The organism is Bacillus sp. AMCV2 (assembly GCF_056033925.1).
Window position 1 is genome coordinate 3,491,905 of record NZ_JBVYIB010000002.1, and the last position, 21,073, is coordinate 3,512,977.

Annotated in this window: 16 protein-coding genes; 1 reads left to right on the plus strand and 15 read right to left on the minus strand. The window is 41.0% G+C overall.

Annotated features, from left to right (window positions below):
• Nucleotides 1–18 precede the first annotated feature (18 nt).
• The 10 genes from tuaF to AC0OMA_RS18135 all read right to left on the minus strand — a co-directional run bounded on the left by tuaF (nucleotide 19) and on the right by AC0OMA_RS18135 (nucleotide 13,496).
• Nucleotides 19–699 carry a teichuronic acid biosynthesis protein TuaF gene (tuaF, locus tag AC0OMA_RS18090; protein ID WP_181220203.1) on the minus strand — a complete coding sequence of 227 codons (681 nt, stop codon included), beginning with the start codon at nucleotides 697–699 and terminating at the stop codon, nucleotides 19–21.
• A gap of 28 nt (nucleotides 700–727) precedes the next feature.
• Nucleotides 728–2,194 carry a teichuronic acid biosynthesis protein TuaE gene (tuaE, locus tag AC0OMA_RS18095; protein ID WP_474222316.1) on the minus strand — a complete coding sequence of 489 codons (1,467 nt, stop codon included), beginning with the start codon at nucleotides 2,192–2,194 and terminating at the stop codon, nucleotides 728–730.
• A gap of 84 nt (nucleotides 2,195–2,278) precedes the next feature.
• Nucleotides 2,279–3,664: a UDP-glucose 6-dehydrogenase TuaD gene (tuaD, locus tag AC0OMA_RS18100; RefSeq protein ID WP_014478137.1), complete on the minus strand. Its 1,386-nt coding sequence runs from the start codon at nucleotides 3,662–3,664 to the stop codon at nucleotides 2,279–2,281.
• Between the two features lie 61 nt (nucleotides 3,665–3,725).
• Nucleotides 3,726–4,895: a teichuronic acid biosynthesis protein TuaC gene (tuaC, locus tag AC0OMA_RS18105; protein ID WP_015483770.1), complete on the minus strand. Its 1,170-nt coding sequence runs from the start codon at nucleotides 4,893–4,895 to the stop codon at nucleotides 3,726–3,728.
• A complete protein-coding gene (tuaB, locus tag AC0OMA_RS18110) occupies nucleotides 4,892–6,343 on the minus strand; it encodes a teichuronic acid biosynthesis protein TuaB (protein WP_474222449.1) in 1,452 nt (483 codons plus the stop codon). Before tuaB ends, tuaC begins: the two co-directional genes overlap by 4 nt.
• A 55-nt stretch (nucleotides 6,344–6,398) precedes the next feature.
• Nucleotides 6,399–7,058 (minus strand): sugar transferase, encoded by a 660-nt coding sequence (locus tag AC0OMA_RS18115; RefSeq protein ID WP_003242561.1) that lies wholly within the window; start codon nucleotides 7,056–7,058, stop codon nucleotides 6,399–6,401.
• A 234-nt stretch (nucleotides 7,059–7,292) separates the two neighbouring features.
• Nucleotides 7,293–9,197 (minus strand): (poly)ribitol-phosphate teichoic acid beta-D-glucosyltransferase TarQ, encoded by a 1,905-nt coding sequence (gene tarQ, locus AC0OMA_RS18120; RefSeq protein WP_015483772.1) that lies wholly within the window; start codon nucleotides 9,195–9,197, stop codon nucleotides 7,293–7,295.
• Nucleotides 9,198–9,416: 219 nt separating this feature from the next.
• Nucleotides 9,417–10,904 (minus strand): N-acetylmuramoyl-L-alanine amidase, encoded by a 1,488-nt coding sequence (locus AC0OMA_RS18125; RefSeq protein ID WP_474222318.1) that lies wholly within the window; start codon nucleotides 10,902–10,904, stop codon nucleotides 9,417–9,419.
• Between the two features lie 87 nt (nucleotides 10,905–10,991).
• Entirely contained in the window at nucleotides 10,992–13,145 is a 2,154-nt protein-coding gene (locus tag AC0OMA_RS18130) for a SpoIID/LytB domain-containing protein (RefSeq protein WP_015483774.1), read from the minus strand.
• A 27-nt stretch (nucleotides 13,146–13,172) separates the two neighbouring features.
• The gene (locus tag AC0OMA_RS18135; RefSeq protein WP_015384797.1) at nucleotides 13,173–13,496 is read right to left on the minus strand and encodes a hypothetical protein; all 324 of its coding nucleotides are present in this window, start codon (nucleotides 13,494–13,496) and stop codon (nucleotides 13,173–13,175) included.
• 212 nt (nucleotides 13,497–13,708) lie between these two features.
• Between AC0OMA_RS18135 and tagU the strand changes: the two genes are divergently transcribed.
• Entirely contained in the window at nucleotides 13,709–14,629 is a 921-nt protein-coding gene (gene tagU, locus AC0OMA_RS18140; RefSeq protein WP_015251104.1) for a polyisoprenyl-teichoic acid--peptidoglycan teichoic acid transferase TagU, read from the plus strand.
• Between the two features lie 39 nt (nucleotides 14,630–14,668).
• Here tagU and wecB read toward each other — a convergent pair whose 3' ends face one another.
• The 5 genes from wecB to AC0OMA_RS18165 form a co-directional block, all read right to left on the minus strand.
• Nucleotides 14,669–15,811 (minus strand): non-hydrolyzing UDP-N-acetylglucosamine 2-epimerase, encoded by a 1,143-nt coding sequence (wecB, locus tag AC0OMA_RS18145; protein WP_047183282.1) that lies wholly within the window; start codon nucleotides 15,809–15,811, stop codon nucleotides 14,669–14,671.
• 22 nt (nucleotides 15,812–15,833) lie between these two features.
• A complete protein-coding gene (locus AC0OMA_RS18150; RefSeq protein WP_474222450.1) occupies nucleotides 15,834–17,540 on the minus strand; it encodes a glycosyltransferase in 1,707 nt (568 codons plus the stop codon).
• On the minus strand, nucleotides 17,485–17,745 hold the full coding sequence (locus tag AC0OMA_RS18155) for a glycosyltransferase family 2 protein (protein WP_474222319.1): 261 nt from the start codon (nucleotides 17,743–17,745) through the stop codon (nucleotides 17,485–17,487). Before AC0OMA_RS18155 ends, AC0OMA_RS18150 begins: the two co-directional genes overlap by 56 nt.
• Before the next feature lie 75 nt (nucleotides 17,746–17,820).
• On the minus strand, nucleotides 17,821–19,341 hold the full coding sequence (locus tag AC0OMA_RS18160; protein WP_340034796.1) for a glycosyltransferase: 1,521 nt from the start codon (nucleotides 19,339–19,341) through the stop codon (nucleotides 17,821–17,823).
• A gap of 34 nt (nucleotides 19,342–19,375) precedes the next feature.
• Nucleotides 19,376–20,743, minus strand: coding sequence for a hypothetical protein (locus tag AC0OMA_RS18165; protein ID WP_474222320.1), 1,368 nt, complete (start codon nucleotides 20,741–20,743; stop codon nucleotides 19,376–19,378).
• Between the last annotated feature and the right edge of the window lie 330 nt (nucleotides 20,744–21,073).

Genomic DNA, 21,073 nt, shown 5'->3' on the forward strand with positions numbered 1-21,073 from the left:
CATCTCCATCGTATGATTTTAAAAGGATTCTCTGAAAAATTCAGGAATGACAACGAACATAAAGGCAATCGTAAGGCCAATCATAACGCCGAGAACTGCTTTCTTTTTCGGAGACATTCCGCCGCCTGCTGTCTCACTTACGGTTTCGGAATCAGTAACACTTGCCGCTTTCAGGTTAAGCTGTGTGTTTTTGAGCTCATACAAAAATCTCTCTTTATCCACTTTGGAATCCTCGCTCACAGACTCGCCTTCAAGCGCGTCTATGCTGCTGCGGATGACGGCTTCTCTTTCTGCATACAGCTTTTGATCGTTTTTGAGAAAGGTGGAGGATATGGCGTTTAAGACAGATTCCGTTCTATCCTTATCCTCGTCGCTATAGCTTAAAGTCAGTAACGATTTGGATTCCGTTTTGATGGTAAGCTTCTCTTTGATTTCTGCTACATCTTCATCCTTTTCATCAGGAAGCGCCTCCTTCAAAAAAGAGTCGCTCTTTAGCAGAAGCGGAATCTCTTCTGTGCTGTTATAAATCGGATGATCATAGCTCCCCACAGCCAAAGTATCTTCAGCTGTATAGCTCTTTTGATCAGCGATCTGTGACGGCAGGATATACCCCGCCGCACCTAATATAATTGGCACCGCTATGATCCAAATGATATTTTTTTTTATGCGACGGGCTATTCTTATCAATATATCGTTCATATAAGTCTCCCTGCTTTTTGTAGTCTGTTTATCTGTACATCGGCTCAGGCATTTGTCTGGACCGCCTTAACACATTCACGGCGGCGATGACGAGCGCCATAAACACCCAATGGAAAAATAAATTTGAAACAGAGCTTGGGCTGATACTTGATACCAGGAAACTGACCATAGCGGTAATAAGTCCTTCTGTGATCAGTTTTGACTGATTTTCTAATTTTCTTTCATAAAACTTGTAAAGCACCCATATGAGGTAGGCATAAACGGACAGATATCCCAGCATGATGAACAAGCCAAAATTAGCAAGAATTTCAACAAGCCAGTTATGAACCTCTGCCACATTGTCAGTATCATATACAGCATAATGCTCAAGATAATAGGATACATTTCCTGCCCCGACTCCGAATCCGTATGAATCAAGGAAAAAATGCCAAGCGTTTTTCAGCAGATTTGCCCGAGCCACATTTGATGGAAGCCTGTCATGAAATGAATGCAGCGTCTGCGGGGCCAGAAACAGCTCCCAAAACTTTGAATAGATTTTGCTGGCGAAAAGAACTGCGAAAAGAGCAATTCCTGCCGCCGACAGCCATATAGCCATTTTCTTTAAAACAGGCGGCAATACAATGAAGATGTAGACAGCAATACCTGCAAAAATCCCCAGAAGGCTGGCTCTTGAACCAGTGGCAAAAATTAAATACAACGCACAGAGCGAGAGCACAAGGCCAATTGCCTTGATGTATCCATTCTTAATGTTTTTCATCATCGTGATGTAAAAAAAGAAGCTGATGGATAAAAAGGTCGCAAAGTCATTTTGATTAAAAAAGACCGATGTCGGAAAATGCTGCTTATACTCCGGTCCGCTGTACAATGTGGAACTCGCAAGATGATGGTGGGTGATATGATTGTAAAAACCAATGATCATCAGAAATACCGTCATCACCAGCCAAATGGCATAAACAATCATCAGCCGCTCCATTTTTTGCACGTACATGACAATAAGATAAATGAAGAAAATTCCCATTGCCAATAAGGCTAAATACTTGAGGCCAACTGTTACCGACTTGGCCCACAGCAGAGAAACAAGGCCATATATAAACCAAAAGGCGAAAAAGAGCAATATCCCTTTTACTTGCAGCCCATGCCATCTTTCAATATGGGTTCGATTCCGAACCATGCCGAAAATATGAAGGCAACCCGCTGCAATGAGCAGAAGCCGGTAAAGGAACAAACTGAAAAATCCAAGATGTATAGCGAAAAATGCATTATTTAAAAAAGTGCAGGCGATCAAAATATAGATTACAGCCATAAAGAGCCGTTCTTTTGTTGTAAATGCGGTTGCAAGCGTCAGTAAAAACAGGCCAATTGCCAACACCGCAAGCACAGCAGCCATCTGCATGAAACCTATATCTTTATGGATGGCTCCCAGCAATAGGACGACTCCAAATATAGCAGCGGCCAGTAACGCTAGCGTATGGACCGCTGATCGTTTGATACTCACATGTTTAACCCCTTTCCTGATGTTTCAGGAGCCGGCGGCCGAGCCTAGCAGCCGGCAGCTTCAACCAAGTAACACTTTTTCTTTTTATAAATTGACGCTTCCCAAGTCTTTAGCCAATTCTTCAAGCGGCAAGCCCGGAAAATACTTGTCAGAGGGTTCCGTTCCCCGAACAGCGGGACGGCCGATAGAGTGATAAATGTATCCGGCTGCCTGCATCTCTTCAAGTGAAAATAAATTTCTGCCGTCGATGATGACTGGCTGTTTTAAGAGGGTTTTCACTTTTACAAGTTCCATTTCTTTCACTTCCGGCCAATCCGTTAAAATCAGGCATGCATCAGTGTCCTCAATCGCAGCATACACATCTGTGTAATACTCGACCTGTTCGCCAAGGATCGCTGAAGCTTCAGGAATAGCAATCGGATCGTATGCTTTTACATGGGCGCCCAGCTGCTGCAGCATTGGGATAATATCAAGCGCTGGAGCTGATCTCACATCGTTCGTATTCGGTTTGAAGGCTAATCCCAGGACTGAAATAGTTCTCCCTTTGACGCTTCCCATAACAGTCAAAAGTTTATCTACAATATGAACACGCTGCTTTTCGTTCGTTTCAATGACAGCTTCGATGAGCTTGAATGGATAGCCTGCCGATTTTGCGATTTGAAGCAACGCGGTTGTATCCTTTGGAAAACATGAACCGCCGAATCCTATACCCGCTTTAAGGAACTTTCTGCCGATACGGCTGTCAAGACCAACACCATCAGCAACTTTTGAAACGTCTGCGCCGACTCGCTCACAAATGTTTGCGATATCGTTGATAAAGGAAATCTTTGTCGCCAGAAATGCATTCGCGGCGTATTTAATCATTTCTGCACTTTCTAGGTTTGTTTTAATGACAGGAGCATGGAATGGCTGATGAAGTTCCTCAATGATGGCAGCGGCTTTATGACTTGTTGAACCAATTACGGCACGCTCCATATTCATCGTGTCATGAATCGCTGACCCTTCCCGAAGGAATTCAGGGTTAGATACAACATCAAATGAGTATCTCCCCTTTGAGGCTTTTTGAACGATAGATTGCACCAGTTTCCCTGTTCCAACCGGGACTGTGCTTTTATTTACGATCACTTTGTAGCCGTTAAGATGCTCACCGATTGTTTTCGCCGCCGCTTTGACGTACGTTAAATCAGCTTCACCTGTTTTGGACATAGGCGTTCCGACTGCAATATAAATAATATCTGAGGCCCGAATGGCAGACGGGATATCGTTCGTAAAGGTCAAGCGCTGATCCAGCACATTTTTTTCAACTAAGTCTGCAAGCCCTGGTTCATAGATTGGGATTACCCCATTTTTCAGACTTCTGATTTTTGATTCATCGATATCACAGCAAACAACTTTATTGCCGATCTCCGCAAAGCAAGTGCCTGATACGAGTCCTACATAACCTGTTCCAATGACAGCTATTTTTTTCACAGCGCTCATCCCTCTCCTGTAAAATGATCTTCCTATTTATATTGGTCGCAGTTTCTTACGATTAAACGGACGTTTTCGTGACCGTCTGATACTGATGATGCAAAGCCTTGGCGTTTTTTCCTGCGTCAAATTGAGCCTGCACGGTTTCATACAAGTCATCTGCTACTTCCGGCTTCCATATTTGCTCATGTTCGTACCGAGTGATCGCTTCCGCCAAGGCTTGAGCGGATTTCGGTTTAATCAGCAGATGTTGGTGCTTTCCGAATAAAGACGACACTCCGCCAACATCCGTACAGATAACAGGAACCCTTAGCGCCAGCGCCTCAATCACAACAGTCGGCATCCCCTCACTGTAAGAAGGAAGCACGAATAGATCTGCCGCAAGTAAATAGTCTCTTACATGATGATTCGGCACTTGGCCTGTGACGATATGCCCCTTCTGCGTCAGCGTCGATTTTGCGGGACCATCCCCGACAAAGACTGCCTGAGGTGGGTCCTGCAGCGATTCGATCGCTTCAGACAGTTCAAAAATGCCTTTCTCTCTGACCAGCCGGCCGACATAGACAGCCAGACGCTGATCAAGCGGGAGTCCGAGTCTTTCTCTGATTTCCTCTTTCGTCTCCTCATTCTCCTGAAAACGGCTGAGCTGTATGCCAATTGGCAAAACCGAGCTGTCAAAGCCCGAAAGCTTTTTGGCTTCTTCCTGAAGCTTGTGGCTGACTGCTAAAACAACTGACGCAGAACCTACGGCACGCTTGAAGGCTTTAAACGCTCCTTTGCTATAATGCGGATAGACATTCACATCACTGCCATGCAAGGTCAGGATATAAGGAATTTGCGCTGACTCTGACACGACTGCCGCAGCCCCGCCCGATGGCATGGCAAAATGAGCATGGATCAGATCCGGATATAGGTCGCGCTGTTTCATTGTTTTTAAAACGGCTGATGCGATTCTCCGATGAGGCTGCGCCCACTTCAGCTGGCCGGGAACTGCCCGATAGAAAGGCCGGTAAACCGGTATCCCTTTTCTAATCTCATACTCCGGTCTGGCATCCTTTTTTCGATATGTCTTTTTCAGCATGCGGACAGGTGCTGAATGAAAAGGCCGTGGGCATATCACAGTGATATCAAGCCCGAGTTTTTGCAGCTCTTGCACCTGTGTCTCATGAAACACACCCTCTCCGGGTTTCATACTGCTCGGATATACGCTTGTGATCCACAAAATCTTCATGACAAACGCCCTTTTCTTAGTAGTTTGTTTTTCGTTTGAGGGTACGCTTTTACCAAAAGAAAGAGATAGCACAGCGCCCCGGCCGCAACTGAAATGGCCAGCCGCATTTCTGCCTGCATACTGAAGTGTTCGGTACTGAGGCTTACACCAAACGCGATGATGCCCATCGCCGCAGTAATCAGAAATGGCTTCATAATCGACTGGAAATAAGCTGAAAGGTTAAGCTTGATGACATATGCCAGGAGCCAGCGCCCGATCAGGAAATTAACAACGCTGATAATGGCATACACCCATGCGACTGTCAGCAGACTTCCCGTCTGTACAGCTGCAAACAGTGATAATACGTACAGCAGCAGTACGCCGGAATCCCAATAAAACGCTAAGTCAGCTCTTCCTTTTGCCAGCAGTACAGATCCATTTGGATTCATGAGCACTCTTAGTATCCCGACAATGGCCAGAACATTCAGGATCGGAACAGCAGCAAGCCACTTTTCTCCGAAAACCGCTGTGATAAAGGCGTCTGACACAGACACGAGCCCGATTAACAGCGGAAACGAAACAAGCGCCAGCATTTTTGTCATATTCAGAAAGCCTTCTCTGATCACGCTGTTTTCATATTTGTTTTTTGCGAAAACAGGGAATGCCACCCGTGTGACAATCGGATTGATCTTCAAAACCGGAATGGTGACAATCTGATAAGCGAGGTTATAAATCCCCAATGCTTCAGCACCAATAAACCGGCCGATCAAAATCATGTCGATATTTGCTCCCAGTCTGTTCACAAGACGGGATGAAAGCTGAAAGGCTCCAAAAGAAAAGAAATCCTTCATGCCTCTCAAATCAAAAACAAAAGCAGGATGCCACTTTTTTCGGTATACAGCCCAATATAAAATCCCTTTACTGGACTGCAGCAGGACTTGAGAAATCACGTACGCCAAAATCGCATCCATCATAAAAACCGCTATCGCTAAATATCCGAATGACAATACATTTGAAAAAATCTCTATTTTGCTTAACGTATTAAAATGCAGCTGCTTTTGCAGCATATACTGATATTGCTGTCCAATTGGCGCGATCAAAAACATAATCGCCAGAATCCGAACCAGAAACACCAGCTCTTCTCTTTGATAAAATCCCGCAATGACAGGACTGCTCACATATAAAAGAACAAACAGCAAAACGCCCGTCATAATGTTAAGCCAATACAATGTTGACAGCTGGCGCTCCGTCGCGTCGTCTCTCTGAATTAATGCTGCGCCAAAACCCATATCGAGCACAATCTGGGCGAAAACTGTAACCGTTGTGATCATGCCGACAAGCCCAAATTCTGTTAAGGTCATCATATTTCCAAGCAGGGCAAACTGAACAATTTGTATGATTGTAATACACATAGTTGAAATACTTGTCCACTTTGCACCGCTCATGATTTGTTTTGTAATACTTGGCATCATATTCCCTACTTCTTTTTAAGCTCAGATTGATGGTGAATAATGGCATTCTGTTTTATCTTGCACCATCACCCGTCCAAACTACTTTACAAGTTTTTAACATAATTTTTAATTCTAAAGTGAAAGTCAGATTGCGAATGTAATATAAATCAAATATCAGCTTTTCCTTCGGCGTCATATCGTAACCGCCGTTCACTTGAGCCCAGCCGCTCAATCCCGGTTTAACAGCCAGACGCTGTGTAAAGCCTGGAATCTCATTCTGGAATTTTTCCGTAAATACAGGCCGTTCCGGACGAGGGCCAATCATACTCATATCGCCTTTCAGCACATTAAACAGCTGAGGAAGTTCGTCAATTCTCGTTCTTCTGATAAAAGCTCCGATCCTTGTCACCCGCGGATCTTGCTTCTGTGCCCAAACCGCCCCAGACTTCTCGGCATCTATTTTCATGGAACGAAGCTTATAAAGCTTAAATGGTTTCCCGCCTTTCCCTACGCGTTCCTGCGTATAAATGGCAGGCCCCGGCGTCTCCAAACAAATCAATATTGAAAATACCGCAATCATTGGCAGCGCAATCGCCAACCCAATGAGCGCAAACCAAATATCCATTACGCGCTTTATTGCCAAATAACGAGCCGTCTTTTCAGATAATGTAAAAGAATGTATTTGCTGAACTGAGAATTCACGACTCACATTCATGCTTTTCTCTGCACTCACTGACACACACCTCACGATTTGTTTGGGATGTTATGATGACCTATGCCAGTCAGTTTAGCAGACGGATGTTAATTGGATGTAAATGGTATGTTAAGAAGTGTGAATTTGTTATTTTTTCTGACATTTATCCGTAAACTTTTTATTGTTTTAGACACTTTTTTTAAAAATTAAGCATATTGTTTAAAAAAAGAGACAAATCATTTTACTGATTTGTCTCTTTTCGTTGAGAAGCATTTAATATTGAAAATAAAACTTTGATTTAGAGGTTAACAGCTTGTATTGAACCTCAACCATTTTACTAAAGAATAACATGGATTTTCGTTCCACGTTCCGTGTGTCCAGGACAATTGTTTGGTTATCCACTTTTGCACTGATTTTATTTTGGGAAGTATTTATCGCAAATTCAATTAATCGCTCTTTCTTTACATGAACTAGCTGTTCAAGCAAACTCTGCACGTTTACCGTCAATTTTGTACAATTAGGCTCTAACTCTATACGTTTTACCGGTAATGAGATTTCAGACTGTCCGGTATTCACAATGATTTTTGAATGATTTGGCAAACAGATTTGCTTATCTTTAAAAATAAATGATAAATCTTTTGATTCTGTTTCATATGAAAGTTCTGCTTCTGTATAGGCATGTTTCTTTATATCAATCGAAAGATTATCGTAGTTCATTGTGAAATATGGTCTTGCACTGAAGACAAACAAAGCATTATGCCCTAAATACATCGTTTTTGTAGAATACTTATACGCAGCACGCTTGTTTCCGATTCTCGCCCTTAATTTGTAGCCGTCTATCGACGATTCAATAAAGAAATCCCAAACGCCTAAATCTTCTTCTGCAGATGCCAGTTCATCAAACTTGCACTCAAATGTAAATGTTGAATTTTCATACTTAGCCGGCGAAATGTATTTTTCCGCCTTTGTATCGCGATGAACAAATACTCCTGTCAGAGATTGATTTTGATTCATTTCATCATCAACCAATTTGTGTTTAATGGTTCCTTGAATGCTGAGGCTGCGATCGTTAAATTCAATATTTTGCAGATAATGCTCAAGCTTATTTTTATAATTCACTTTTAATAGTTCTTCAGAAATTGGATATCGCTCTAAGCTCGGATAACGTGCAATTAAATCCCCGTTATATACAACACAGAACTTTTTAATGTCTTGTTCCTCACGCTCATACTGGGTTAACCCCTGCAAATCATTATTCCGAATAAACAGCAGACGCAATTTGATATGCGGAAGCACAAATTGATCAGCCTCTTCAGGTACTGCATGAATAAATGAAGACAAATATTTAAACCATTCAGCTCTTTCTTCATCGGTCTTCATTTTTATTGTGACATTTTTTGTCCGCGAAAAATCGAAATGCCTGTTTAAAAATACTGCCATCAGTTTAATTTTTCTTCCTTCTTCCAGGTCACTAGCCTTGATAGCAGAAATAATATCTTCCATTGCTCCATAAAAGTTCTCTGGGGGAACATAAGCAACACTCATATGTTCACCGTCTCTTTTGACCAGATAGTAATAATCATAGTCAGCTGAAACAGAAATCTTCTTTGCCTTTAAATAAGCGTTCATTGTGAAGACTTGATCTTCCGCTGCTTTTATGTGAGTAGGGAAGATGATTTGATTTTCTTTTAAAAGTGAGGCTTTAAACAGTTTTTGGGGTCCCAATGTGAAAACAATTTTGGAATCAACCAAATCAACATCTGGGTTTGTTTCCTTAAACATTGATTTGGGAACACCTCGGCCGTTTATCCCTTTTAACTTACCTAAAGTAATATCTGAATCATTCTCTTTTGAGAAATTGTACCATCTTAACAATGCTTCATTGCCTAGATAGTCATCGGAATCAACAAACAGGATGTATTCACCTTTGGCAATTTTTATTGCATCATTCCGCGGCGCACCTGGACCGCCTGAATTTACGGTTCTTTCAACAACAACAATATTGTCATATTTCTTTTTATATCGATTCAAAATGTCTAAAGATGAATCCGTAGATTTATCATCGACACATATAATCTCATAATCCTCTTTTGGCATCGTTTGGTTAACTAAGCTATCAAGACATTCGGAAATAAGATCTTCTGAATTATATACAGGGATAACAATGCTTATTTTCATCGATTACCTCACTACCCTAATGGATCGGTTATATTTTTGCCTGATAATTATATCAAAAACATCTGTCAATAAGAATAGGCCTAACCTTAAATTTTGTTAAACTTTTACATAGCATATGTGGTTTAAAATTTTTCTCATTTTATCGTATAAAAAAGCTTGCCGGCAATTCCTGATAGGTTCTGCCGGCAAGCCGCTATTGATGTCTACTAATTTAATCCCCTAATAATATCCAATGATTCCTTCATATATTGCTTGAGCTGCTTTTTCTTGATACAAAGCACTCTTTAACTTACTTGCGTCGTTCGCATTTGAAATGAACGCCAGCTCCACTAAACTACTCGGCATCGTTGATTCTCTGATGACATGGAAATTCCCGATTTTCACGCCGCGGTTTTGAGTATTGAGTGCTTTATAGAGTCTGTTTTGTATTTCTGTCGCAAGCCGTTTGCTGTTTTCTGACTCATATTTTGTATAATAGTAGGTTTCAGTACCGGTTGCTGCTGGGCTCGCTGAATTGGCGTGAATACTCACAAACAGGTTTGCATTATTGCTTTTTGCTTTTGCAACCCGCTCTGAAAGCTCCAAGAAAACATCTGTAGATCTGGCCATAATCGGAATGGCTCCACCATTGGAAAGTTTGCTGTTTACAAGCTTAGCAACGGCAAGGTTAACATCTTTCTCCTTTAAACCATTACCTACCGCGCCGCTGTCATAACCACCATGTCCTGCATCCACAAATACCTTTTTGCCAACAATCACATTTTTCAGCTGATTCACAACATTTGTGGTAACTGAAATGGTTCCCCCAAGAACTGTGAAAGTGTTCTTGCTATTTGATCCGATGACTGTTCTTGTCGCAGTCGGCAATGAACCGGCGTCAGTAAATAGCATTGGGCGATTTTGCTTCGCCGCCAGCACAGAACCCGCTAAAGCATCTGCATATTGATAGCCATTGCTGACAAATGCAGCTTTTGATGAAGAATAATACTTTTTCGCTATGTTGGCAGCCACTTCAAAACGGCTGTTCCCGCCGATCCTTGTTGGTGATGGCAACTGGCTGTAAACGCTTTTTGAGACACTGATTTCTCCCCCGACCACAATAGTCGATGTTGTTCCTTTGCTGTTCATCGCATTTTTCGTTGGTTCGGGAATAGAGCTTTCAGTCGTCAGAAGAATTGGAATACCATTACGGGCAGCATAAGAACCGATTGCCAGACTGTCAGCATATGCCGTTCCATTTGCGATTACTGTATTTGAATTTGAAGACAATTTTTTAGAAATATTTTGAGCAACTTCATAGCGGCTTCTTCCGCCGATCCGTTCCACATTGGAAATACCCAATTTTTTAATGTCGCTTACAACGTTGTTAGAAACACTGATCGTTCCGCCAATGACGATGACCTTGCTCGGTTTAAGCTGGCTGATTCTGTCTTTCGTCGGTGCAGTCAGTTTAGATGATTCCGTCAATAGAATCGGGGCATTGTATTTGTAAGCCAAAGGTGCAGCAGTTAATACATCGGCATATGCTGTTCCGTTTGCTATAACAACCGTGCCTGCACTGCTCCAGCCTTGTTTTGATACATTTACTGCAACCTCATATCTGCTTGCTCCATCCAGCCTTGTAACAGAGTTGGCCGCAAACGCATTTGGTACAAATAACACGACTCCTAGTATCAGCATAGGTATGCTTTTAAGAAAGATCCGCAAAGATAGTCCCTCCAAAGATTCATAATGATTCATAAATCAAATAACGAACAAAGGAGGCATCTCGCCTCCTTTGACTCTAACAATCTTTTAATAGCTTGATAGAGTTGTTCCCGGATAGTAAAAACTTAAAATTGTTGTATAAGATTGTCCGGCAGCTGCTCTGGCATTGGCTCCGTACTGACTCATGCCTATGCCGTGTCCGTATCCTTTACCGCTAATGAGAAAGGCGTTTGTATTGCTTGAGACAGAAGCATATGTACTCTTCATATTGGAAGCGCCAAGCATCGTTCTCAGCTCTGCTGCAGGTACAGTAATTGTTGCTGTTTTTTCACTGAGGCTTCCATTTGACAGAATATAGCCATTTGATTTTTCTTTCACGAAATATGAGAATGTGACGCTTGCTGTTTCCGGCCGCTGACCGGCAGTTTTCTCCGTGCTGAATTTCACACTGGATATTTTCGTGATTTTGATAGACTCGGCATTGCTGTATTTATTTTTAATAAACCAGCTTTTCAAACCGCTCAAATATGATGAGTTTGTTTCATTTTTAGAGCTCCACCAAGAACCCGGGCTTTTCAGATTCAGACTGCTCTTATCAAGCTGGGTTTTATTTAAAGACAGAGACCAGCTGATTTGCGGGTCGTACGTATCTTTTTTGGCGATTAAATAAGGAAGCTGGCTGCTCCACACCTCACCGCTCGCTTCTGTGTAGCCGCCGTTGCTTGAGGAATACGTAGCTGAAATCAAATTCCCATTGTATTTCAAAACTTTTCCTTTTGTAGCTTCGACCACTTCTGAAGTTTTTGAATTCCAGTCATATCCGCCATATACCTGAAAAGCGGTGGTGTCTTGTACTTCTTTTCCGGCCGAACTGATGGAATAAGTTCTCGCTGCGACAGCTTGGGCTTTAAGCGCTTCTTTCTGCCAGCTGGCCGGCATTTCATGAGGAACAACACCCTTTAAATAATCTTCAAAGGGGATATTCACATTGATTGGCCGAACATATTTGCCTGACTCTATTGTAAATTTCATGTTTCCGAGATATGGCGTTCCGTTCAGACTGATAGAATTTGCAGTTGCATATTTTTTAGGCTGTGCTGTAAAAGACGTTCCAAGCGTCTTGATTGCAGTACTGTTTTTATAAAGCACTAGGTTTCCGCCGGTTAACTTGACTGTATATCCAGTTCCTGCAAAAGTATCTGCCAGTTTGTTCTTTAGCGTATCACTGATGGAAATGCTTCCTCCAAGCAGCGCAAATGACTGAGTTCCTTTTGACGCTACTACATCAGCGACTGGTGACGGCAGGCTGCCTGATTCAACCAGCAGTAAAGGGCTTCCCTGCTTTGCTGCAAGCACAGATCCCGTTAATGCATCCGCGAATGTTTGGCCGTTTGACATAAATACCTTTGTTGCTTTCATATTTAATTCTTTAACGATATTGGCAGATACCTCATATCGGGAAACGCCGCCAATCCGTTTCACAGTTGCCTTCTTTTTTAATGCAGCTTCCACACCAGTGCTGACACTCAACGGACCGCCGACAATTGTAACCTTGCTTGGAATTTTGTAATCACTGCGGATGTTATTGTCTCCCGCAAGTAAAATCGGATAACCGTTCATTGCAGCATATGGCGCGATTGACAGGGCATCCGTAAAGACCATGCCTGTGGCCACTACTGCCTGGCTGTAATTCCCCATCCGATCGGCTATGTTTTTAGAAACCTCGTAACGGGTTGCTCCTCCAATCCGATCGATAGAACCATATTTTTTTAATGTATTTTCTACATTTTTAGAAACACTGATTGTCCCGCCAATGATGAGAATATTGTCAGGATTTAATTTTGCAATTTCGCTTTCTGTTTTTGGTGTTAGCGAATCTGCATCTGTTAATAAAATCGGTGCATCGTACTTTTTGGCAAGCGGGGTTGCTGAGAGCGCATCGGCAAAAGCGTCCCGATTCACAATGACCACAGTCGTTGGATTTGTCCATCCGGCAGAGGCGACATTATTGGCAACATCAAAACGGGTTGCTCCTCCATATCGCTCCGTATCCGCAATTCTTGAGCCGGGAATTTCATATCCGCCTATGATATCGACATCCAAACTTGATTTGCTGCCTACATAATTACTCAGCTTAACCGAAATGGTTTTATCAGCGGCTTTCGCAGTCTGCATAAACGCCGGACATGCTACAGCCGCCGCAGTGACTGACGATAGAAGCAAGAGCTTCATTTTTTTCAAAACATGGAACCCCCTAAGAGTTTTTTATTACTTTGTCTCAAGATCCTTAAGCATTAAAGCGCCATTTGAATCTTTTGTATATTTGACAACAACTTTTTGCCCTTCTGAAATGCTGTTCATTTTGTCCTGAAGGTCTGAACCAACCTGAATCGACGTCTCTTTATCATCAATAGTGACTGCAATTGTATGGCTGTCCGCCAAACCGGCAAAAGTGCCTTCCTTCGTTACTGTCTCTTCTGCAGCCGCATCCTGGCTGTCTGAATTTGTTTCTGCTCCTGATGAGTTCTGAGCTGTGCCGCACGCAGACAAAAGAAGCAGCATTGAGAACATTAAAATAGCAATTTTTTTCATTCCTATATCACCTCTCCACTTTTTATCGACAATTTTAAGCTTATTTTAAGATTTCTTTCAAAACAACGAAAAATTTTTGCGGATTTTCTTAAAATACCGAAACATTTGTTACAAGGAGCCGTCTATTGTAAAGAATCAGACAAATTTTAGTTGTTTTCAAATATTAAGAAACTTATAATCGTACTAGATTACAAAAAAGCGAGGACTTTATTATGAGAGCTGAAAAAAGAAAGAAAAAAAGAAAGGCGTTACTTGTCATTTTAGCCATTGTGGCCGTATTTGTACTCGGAACAGGCGGCTATGCATACTACTTATGGCATAAAGCAGCTTCAACCGTGGCAAGTATTCATGAAAGCATTGATAAATCGAAAAAGAGGGATAAAGAAGTCAGTATCAATAAAAAAGATCCTTTTTCCGTCTTAATCATGGGTGTGGATGAACGCGACGGCGATAAGGGCCGTGCCGATACGCTCATTTATATGACCGTTAACCCAAAAACGAATACAACCGACATGGTCAGCATTCCGCGTGACACGTATACAAAAATTATCGGAAAAGGCACAATGGATAAAATCAACCATTCATACGCTTTCGGCGGCACGCAGATGACGGTAGACACTGTTGAGAACTTCCTCGATGTCCCGGTTGATTATTTTGTAAAAGTGAACATGGAAAGCTTTAGAGACGTTGTTGATACACTTGGCGGCATTACAGTTAACAGCACATTCGCGTTTAGTTATGACGGTTATTCGTTCGGCAAAGGAGAAATCACGCTGAATGGAAAAGAAGCACTCGCTTATACCCGGATGAGAAAAGAAGATCCGAGAGGCGACTTCGGACGCCAGGACCGCCAGCGCCAAGTCATCCAAGGTATTATTAATAAAGGCGCTAATATTTCTTCTATCACGAAATTCGGAGATATGTTTAAAGTTGTTGAAGATAATGTGAAAACGAACTTGACCTTCGATAACATGTGGGATATCCAGTCCGATTACAAAGGTGCCCGGAAACATATTAAACAGCACGAACTAAAAGGTACAGGCACGAAAATCAATGGAATTTACTACTACCAAGCTGATGAAAGCGCCCTTTCCGATATTACAAAAGAGCTGAAGGAAAGCCTCGAAAAGTAAAACAAAAAGAAGCTTCGCACAATGTGCAAAGCTTCTTTTTTATTTGCCTGTAAATGAATCCGGTTGTTCTTTCCGATACCCGTAATGAAACAGCAATTCTTCCACAATCCGGCGGGAAGCCTCTCCATCTCCATACGGATTAGAAGCCTGGGACATTTTCTTGTACTCATCATGATCAGTTAACAGCTGTTTTGCCAGCTGATAAATGTTTTCCTCATCCGTCCCTGCAAGTTTCAGCGTTCCCGCTTCCACTCCTTCAGGCCGTTCCGTCGTATCACGCAGAACAAGCACCGGTTTCCCGAGAGATGGGGCTTCCTCCTGCACGCCGCCCGAATCTGTCAATATAAAATGCGATTTCGCTGCAAAGTTATGGAAATCAATCACCTCTAAAGGTTCAATCAGATGCACTCTGTCAGAATCACCAAAATGCTTCTGAGCCGCTTCCCGGACAACAGGATTCAGGTGCACAGGGTAAACGACTTGTACATCTTCAAATTCCCCTACAATTCTGCGGATGGCCTTGAACATATTTTCCATTGGCTCACCCAAATTTTCCCGGCGGTGAGCGGTCAAGAGAATCATTTTATCCTTACCCACCTGATCGAGAACAGGATGTGAGTAACCATCCCTAACCGTTGTGTTGAGTGCGTCAATCGCTGTATTGCCCGTTACAAAAATAGAGGCGGCCTTTTTGTTTTCTTTTAATAAATTGTCTTTCGCCTGGCCTGTCGGAGCAAAATGCAAATCAGCAATCGCCCCTGTCATCTGTCGATTGAGCTCTTCCGGAAACGGGGAATACTTATTCCCTGTACGGAGCCCCGCCTCCACATGACCGACAGCAATTTGATGGTAAAAAGCGGCTAGGCTTCCGGCAAACGTCGTCGTCGTATCACCATGGACAAGCACAATATCAGGTTTGATATCTTTAAACAGCTCATCCAATTTCACAAGTGCGTTGGACGTAATCTCTGCCAGTGTCTGGCGCTCCTTCATAATGTTCAAATCGAAGTCAGGCTTGATGTGAAACGCGTCTAACACCTGATCGAGCATCTGTCTGTGCTGTGCAGTGACCGTTACATAGGAATCTATTTCAGGATATTTTTTCAATTCAAGCACAAGCGGTGCCATCTTGATCGCTTCAGGCCTGGTCCCGAAAACGGTCATAACTTTTAGTTTTTTCATATTTGTCACCTGGTTTCTTTGTTTAACGGGCTGTTAGATAGAATTTCGATTGGTCCGATTGTATAAATAGATCTACTTTCTTCTTTATTTTAAAGCACCATAGCTTTTTTTCAATATTTTTACTGCAAAAGTACACACTGACATCCTTTTTCGGAACCAATGTGGTTTTATAAGAATTAATGGATAAAACAATATTGGTGTTTTGTAAATAAGCCGGAGCAAACTTTTGCTGAACGAGATTCCGATCAACCTGTATCACTGTCCCATCAGCTGAACTGATTTGATTTTTTATTGGTATTAAAAACTCTTGGTTATTGCATTCGAGCAATAATAAAGATTGCTTCGGAAAAAACAATTGGCTTCCAGGAAATACGAACGTTAAATGCTGGTCCGAATCATTATCTCTGAATTCGACTTTCAGAACTTCCTGCTTTCTGATATCCACCGACAAATTATCATAGGTTTTAGTAAAGTACGGCCGTGCGCTGAAAGCATATTCCCCGTTATTCCCAATATATTTAGCATGTTTTGAATAAGGATACGGTTCTCTGCTGCTGCCAATTCGGACGCGTTTTTTATAGCCGTCTATCCCCGATTCAATAAAGAAATCCCAAACACCAATATCTTCTTCATGAATAGCCAAATCAGTAAACTTCGTGAGAAATTCAAATTCTCCGTCCTTAGAATACACTGGGGAAATGATTTTTTCAGTTTTTCTATCACGGTGCACCCAAATGCCGTATAAAGTTTGCATAGCTTGATGCTCTGGTTGTAAAGCCGTGTGGGTAACCGACCCTCTTAATGTGAAAGTGTTGTCCTTCATTTGAAATTCGCTCACGTAATGACTGATTTTGTTTCTGTCATCAACAATCCGTTCATTCTCTGCCAAATGATATGAGATAAGGCTGGGATAGTTTGCTATGATATGACCATTTTTAACTGACGTATATTGTGCCATATTTTCTTTATCAGCTTCAAACTGCTTTAAGCCCTTTAGGTCATTATGGCGTACAAAGTGTAATTTTAACCGCGTATGAGAATGAACAAGTTTATCAATTTCCCGTGGTATATTTTGTTCAACAAAATGATGTAGCTCTGTCATCCATTTTTGCTGCTCCCGTTCGTCCTCGATTGTTACGGTAAAGTCCGTTGTTCTGGAAAAATCAAAATGACGATTCAAAAACTTCGCCATAAACTTCATTTTGCGATTATGTGAAAGACGGCTATTACGAATCATATCTATGATTACCTTCATTGCGCCATAGTAGCTTTGAGGCGCAACGTATGCAAACGTCATATGCTCGCCGTCATGCTGTACAGCATAGTAATAATCATAATCGGCCAGGACAGAAATTTTGTCCGCTTCTAAATAAGCTTGCATGACAAATACCTGATCCTCTGTAGCCTGTATATTAGAGGGGAAATATATGTCATGCATTCTAAGCAGTGAAACTTTAAAAAGTTTTGTCGGTCCTATTGAGTAAACAAGCGGAGATTTTACAAGATCCGCCTCAGGTTTCGTTTCCTTAAAAATAGCTTGCGGGACCGATCTGCCGTTTACACCGACCATTTTCCCAAGCACAATATCTGAATCATGCTGTTTTGCAAATTGATACATTCTCTCGAACGCTTCGATTCCTACATAATCATCGGAATCAATAAAAAAAATGTATTCACCGTTCGCAGCACGTATCGCTTGGTTTCGCGGCTCTCCCCGGCCCTCCCGAATTTTTTTCTCGTTCTATAACCGTTATATTAGAATACTGTTCACTGTACTTTTTTAATATTGAAACCGTGCCATCCTGTGAACAATCATCTACACAAATAATTTCGTACTCATTATTCGGCATGGTTTGTTGAACCAGACTATCCAGGCAGCGGGAGATAAAATGTTCTGAGTTGTATGTGGGTACTGCTGCAGTGATTTTCACCATGACACCTCTATCCTTATCCGCTTCTATTTCTTCACATAAAGCTCATATAATGAACAAAAATGGTGCAAAAACGTACTATTTCGTTATTTCAAATACTTCTTCCCATCTTTCAAATAATCGGGCTTCACTATATTCAGTATCCATTAAGTTCTTTGCATTTTTTCCGTATTGAATGGCTCTCTCAGGGTTGTCGTACAAATAAATGATACTTTCAGCAAGCAGGTCAATATGATCAGGTTCTACAAGCATTCCCGTTTCGTGTTCTTTTATGAGCTCCCTCGGGCTGTATTTCACATCAAAACTGATAACAGGGGTTGCGCACGAAAACGATTCACAAATCGCGAGACTAAACCCCTCAAATTTTGATGTTAATAATGTGGCAAGCGCCTGCTGATAAAATGGAGCGGGATTTGCGACATACCCTTTTAAATGTACATTATCTAACTTAAGATCATCGATCAATTGCTGGTATTCCTCATAGCCGGGACCGCTGCCATATATATTCAGGACAATATCCGGCCGGGATTTTTTTACGATTCCCATTGCTTTTATGACCTTATCGATCCCTTTTTCCTCATGATATCTGGCCACCATGACAAACTCGTTTTTCTTTTTTTCATACGTTTGTAATTTTTCAAGCCTTCTTGGTGCATGAGGAATAACAAAAATATTATTGTTCGACTCAAAATCCTTCATGATATCTTCTTTTTGTTCATTCGTTAATACGATCAGCCCGTCATAATCCTTAATATGCTCCATCGCATATTGATGATTGTTTCGAACTTTGCTGCCTAACGTATAAGGATAATCTAAATGATTTGAGTGAACACAGTAAAATCGTTTTGCCAATCCTGCACGCATTTCATTTACTTTTGAAGCACTTCCGACTCCATCACAGATGATAATAGGGTCCTTTTCTTTCTCACATAACGTTTCAAGCCAATGTGTATGAAACTGGTGCTTGTTTTTGAAAAATACAGCTTCCTTTTCACCACGGCCAAACAGCATAACTCCTTGACTGGCTCCTGTTTTAAAATGGTACCATTCTGTTAAATAACAGAAACCGTCGGGTGCTGTGTAGTGAATTTGATTGATTTTTCCGCTTCTTGTATCGAAAATCACAGTTTTATTTACATAACCGCCATGAAAGAATTCTCGCTTTGTCATTTGCATATTTTCATTGAAATGATCTACATATAAAAGATTATCCGACTCATCCCATTTTTTCTTTTTTATATATAAGCCATTCTTGAAGTATTCCGTTTCTAATTTTTCCTTATTATGATACGCAGCGTATGGTTCTTCAAAGCGATTACGATTTTGATCATAGTAACTTTGTTGCACTTCCCCAACTTTCATATGCTTATGCTGATTTTTATAGTCATCATAAATATTGAGGATATTCACATCAGCATGCAGCCTTCCAGCGCTCTTCAGCACTTGCTCAATCTGATCATAATTGTCTTTATAATCAAGTGTAACCAAATCGATTTTATGGCCGCGCTCCGCAAATGTAAAAGATCTTGACATCATAGAGCTTGTAATGCCGCCTTTTTCAATGTCTATTTCATATATTAGTGAAAAGATCCTTCTCATCTTCAAGCTCCTTCTTCTGGTAAAACCTTGTCTGCTATTTTTTCACAAACAGCCGTTTCATTAATTTTCTCCGAAATCCCTCGGCAGTCTGAACACTCAAATAATTATTTTCTTTTTCTAAAGTAACTTGCCAGCCTGAAATACTTTGTTCTGATAATGGAATTTCCTTTGAATCGGTTATTCGCACACCTGATGCAAAGAAGCTATTATCCCACTCGGAACAGAGATACAATTCAATGGTGGACAACTGATCTAATACAGAGTGAATACGAAGTGTACCGCTTACGGTAAATATTAGTTCTTCCTCGCTGTTTACTTTTGCGTTAAACGTGCTTTCAGTGCCGCTCTTTTTATTTTTTAACTTCCAATACATTTTATGGCGGCCCACAGAATGGGGAGGAATGCAGCCTTTAAATTCAACCTTGGATGACAAATATAAATCGGATTTTGATTGCCAATCTGCCATTAACAGCTCAACATTCATATCCTTCAATTGATTATTAAATGGCACCTGATCTATTAGTTTGTCCACAAAACGCTTGCGGGTAAACGGCTCTTCAGAAACGTAATAAATATTTGTGCGAGGCCCCGTATTTTTAATTATGTCATGATATCTCTTCAAGGAAGGAACCACGAAAGCATCAAGGTGGCCTATTTCCTTTTCAGGGTTTTCCAACATCTCATTCGTCTCTATAAAACCTAGATACATGGAGGAATATTCAACTGAAAGAGTTTTTAATGTAGTATATAACTCAATTTCAGAAGTCATAAATAAATAATCCGCTTCCTTTATCAAGCGGCTCAGAAAATAACGGGAAAGTTCATTTTCTGAATACAATACACTGACTATATTCTCTTTTTCGTCAAAAATGACAATTTTTTCAGTTGTTCCATCATTCTTATACCATTTTGTCATATAACAAGTGCCATCTGCCCTTAAATAAAGATGCTGCTTCGGTTTGTTAGTGTCCAGATCCATGTACATTAAGCTGTGTACATATCCAGACAAATCATATTCTTCCCTTTTAAATCTTTGCCTGCTTTCATTAAAGTAATCAATGACAGCAAGTTCTCCTGATGCTGTAAACCTTTGATATTTGATATAACGTCCATTATTGTAATAACGATAAATTGGCTTATTTGGTTCTTGAATATATGTTAAACCGTCTTGTTCAATCGGATGCTTGATTTTATCTTTCTGAGGTTCAGAACCTTTAAAGTAGCTGTACATATTAATAACAGCAGTATCTTTAAAAGAAGAAGGCCCATTGGGCTCATGATGTAAAGTGACAATTTCCATTGGATAATTCCAATCGATCGTATTGATACTAAACTTTTTTGCAGCATTCAGCTCTTGACAAACAAATGCTAATTTTGGAGTAGAAACCTTAATCGTCATCATCTATTTATTACCTTTCGAATAAATTCGTACAGTCACATTTTCAGAACTACATTATATCACTTTTGCTGAGCAGGCTCTAGAGATGAAGAAGCTGTTATATTTCTTGAAATACCGGATCAGGTGAAACTGTTTTATCTATCAATTAATGATATTTTTTTGTATTTCCTCAACCCCAAAGTCACTGAATTGACTCTTGTTTAATATTGGTTTTTCTTATATGATTAAATGTGTTTAACAGAATGAAAATAGGGTATTGATGAGAAAAGAAACTCAAACATTTTAAATACTCTGCATTCAAAAGAGTGACCCTAAATCTGTTCTTAAGGAAGG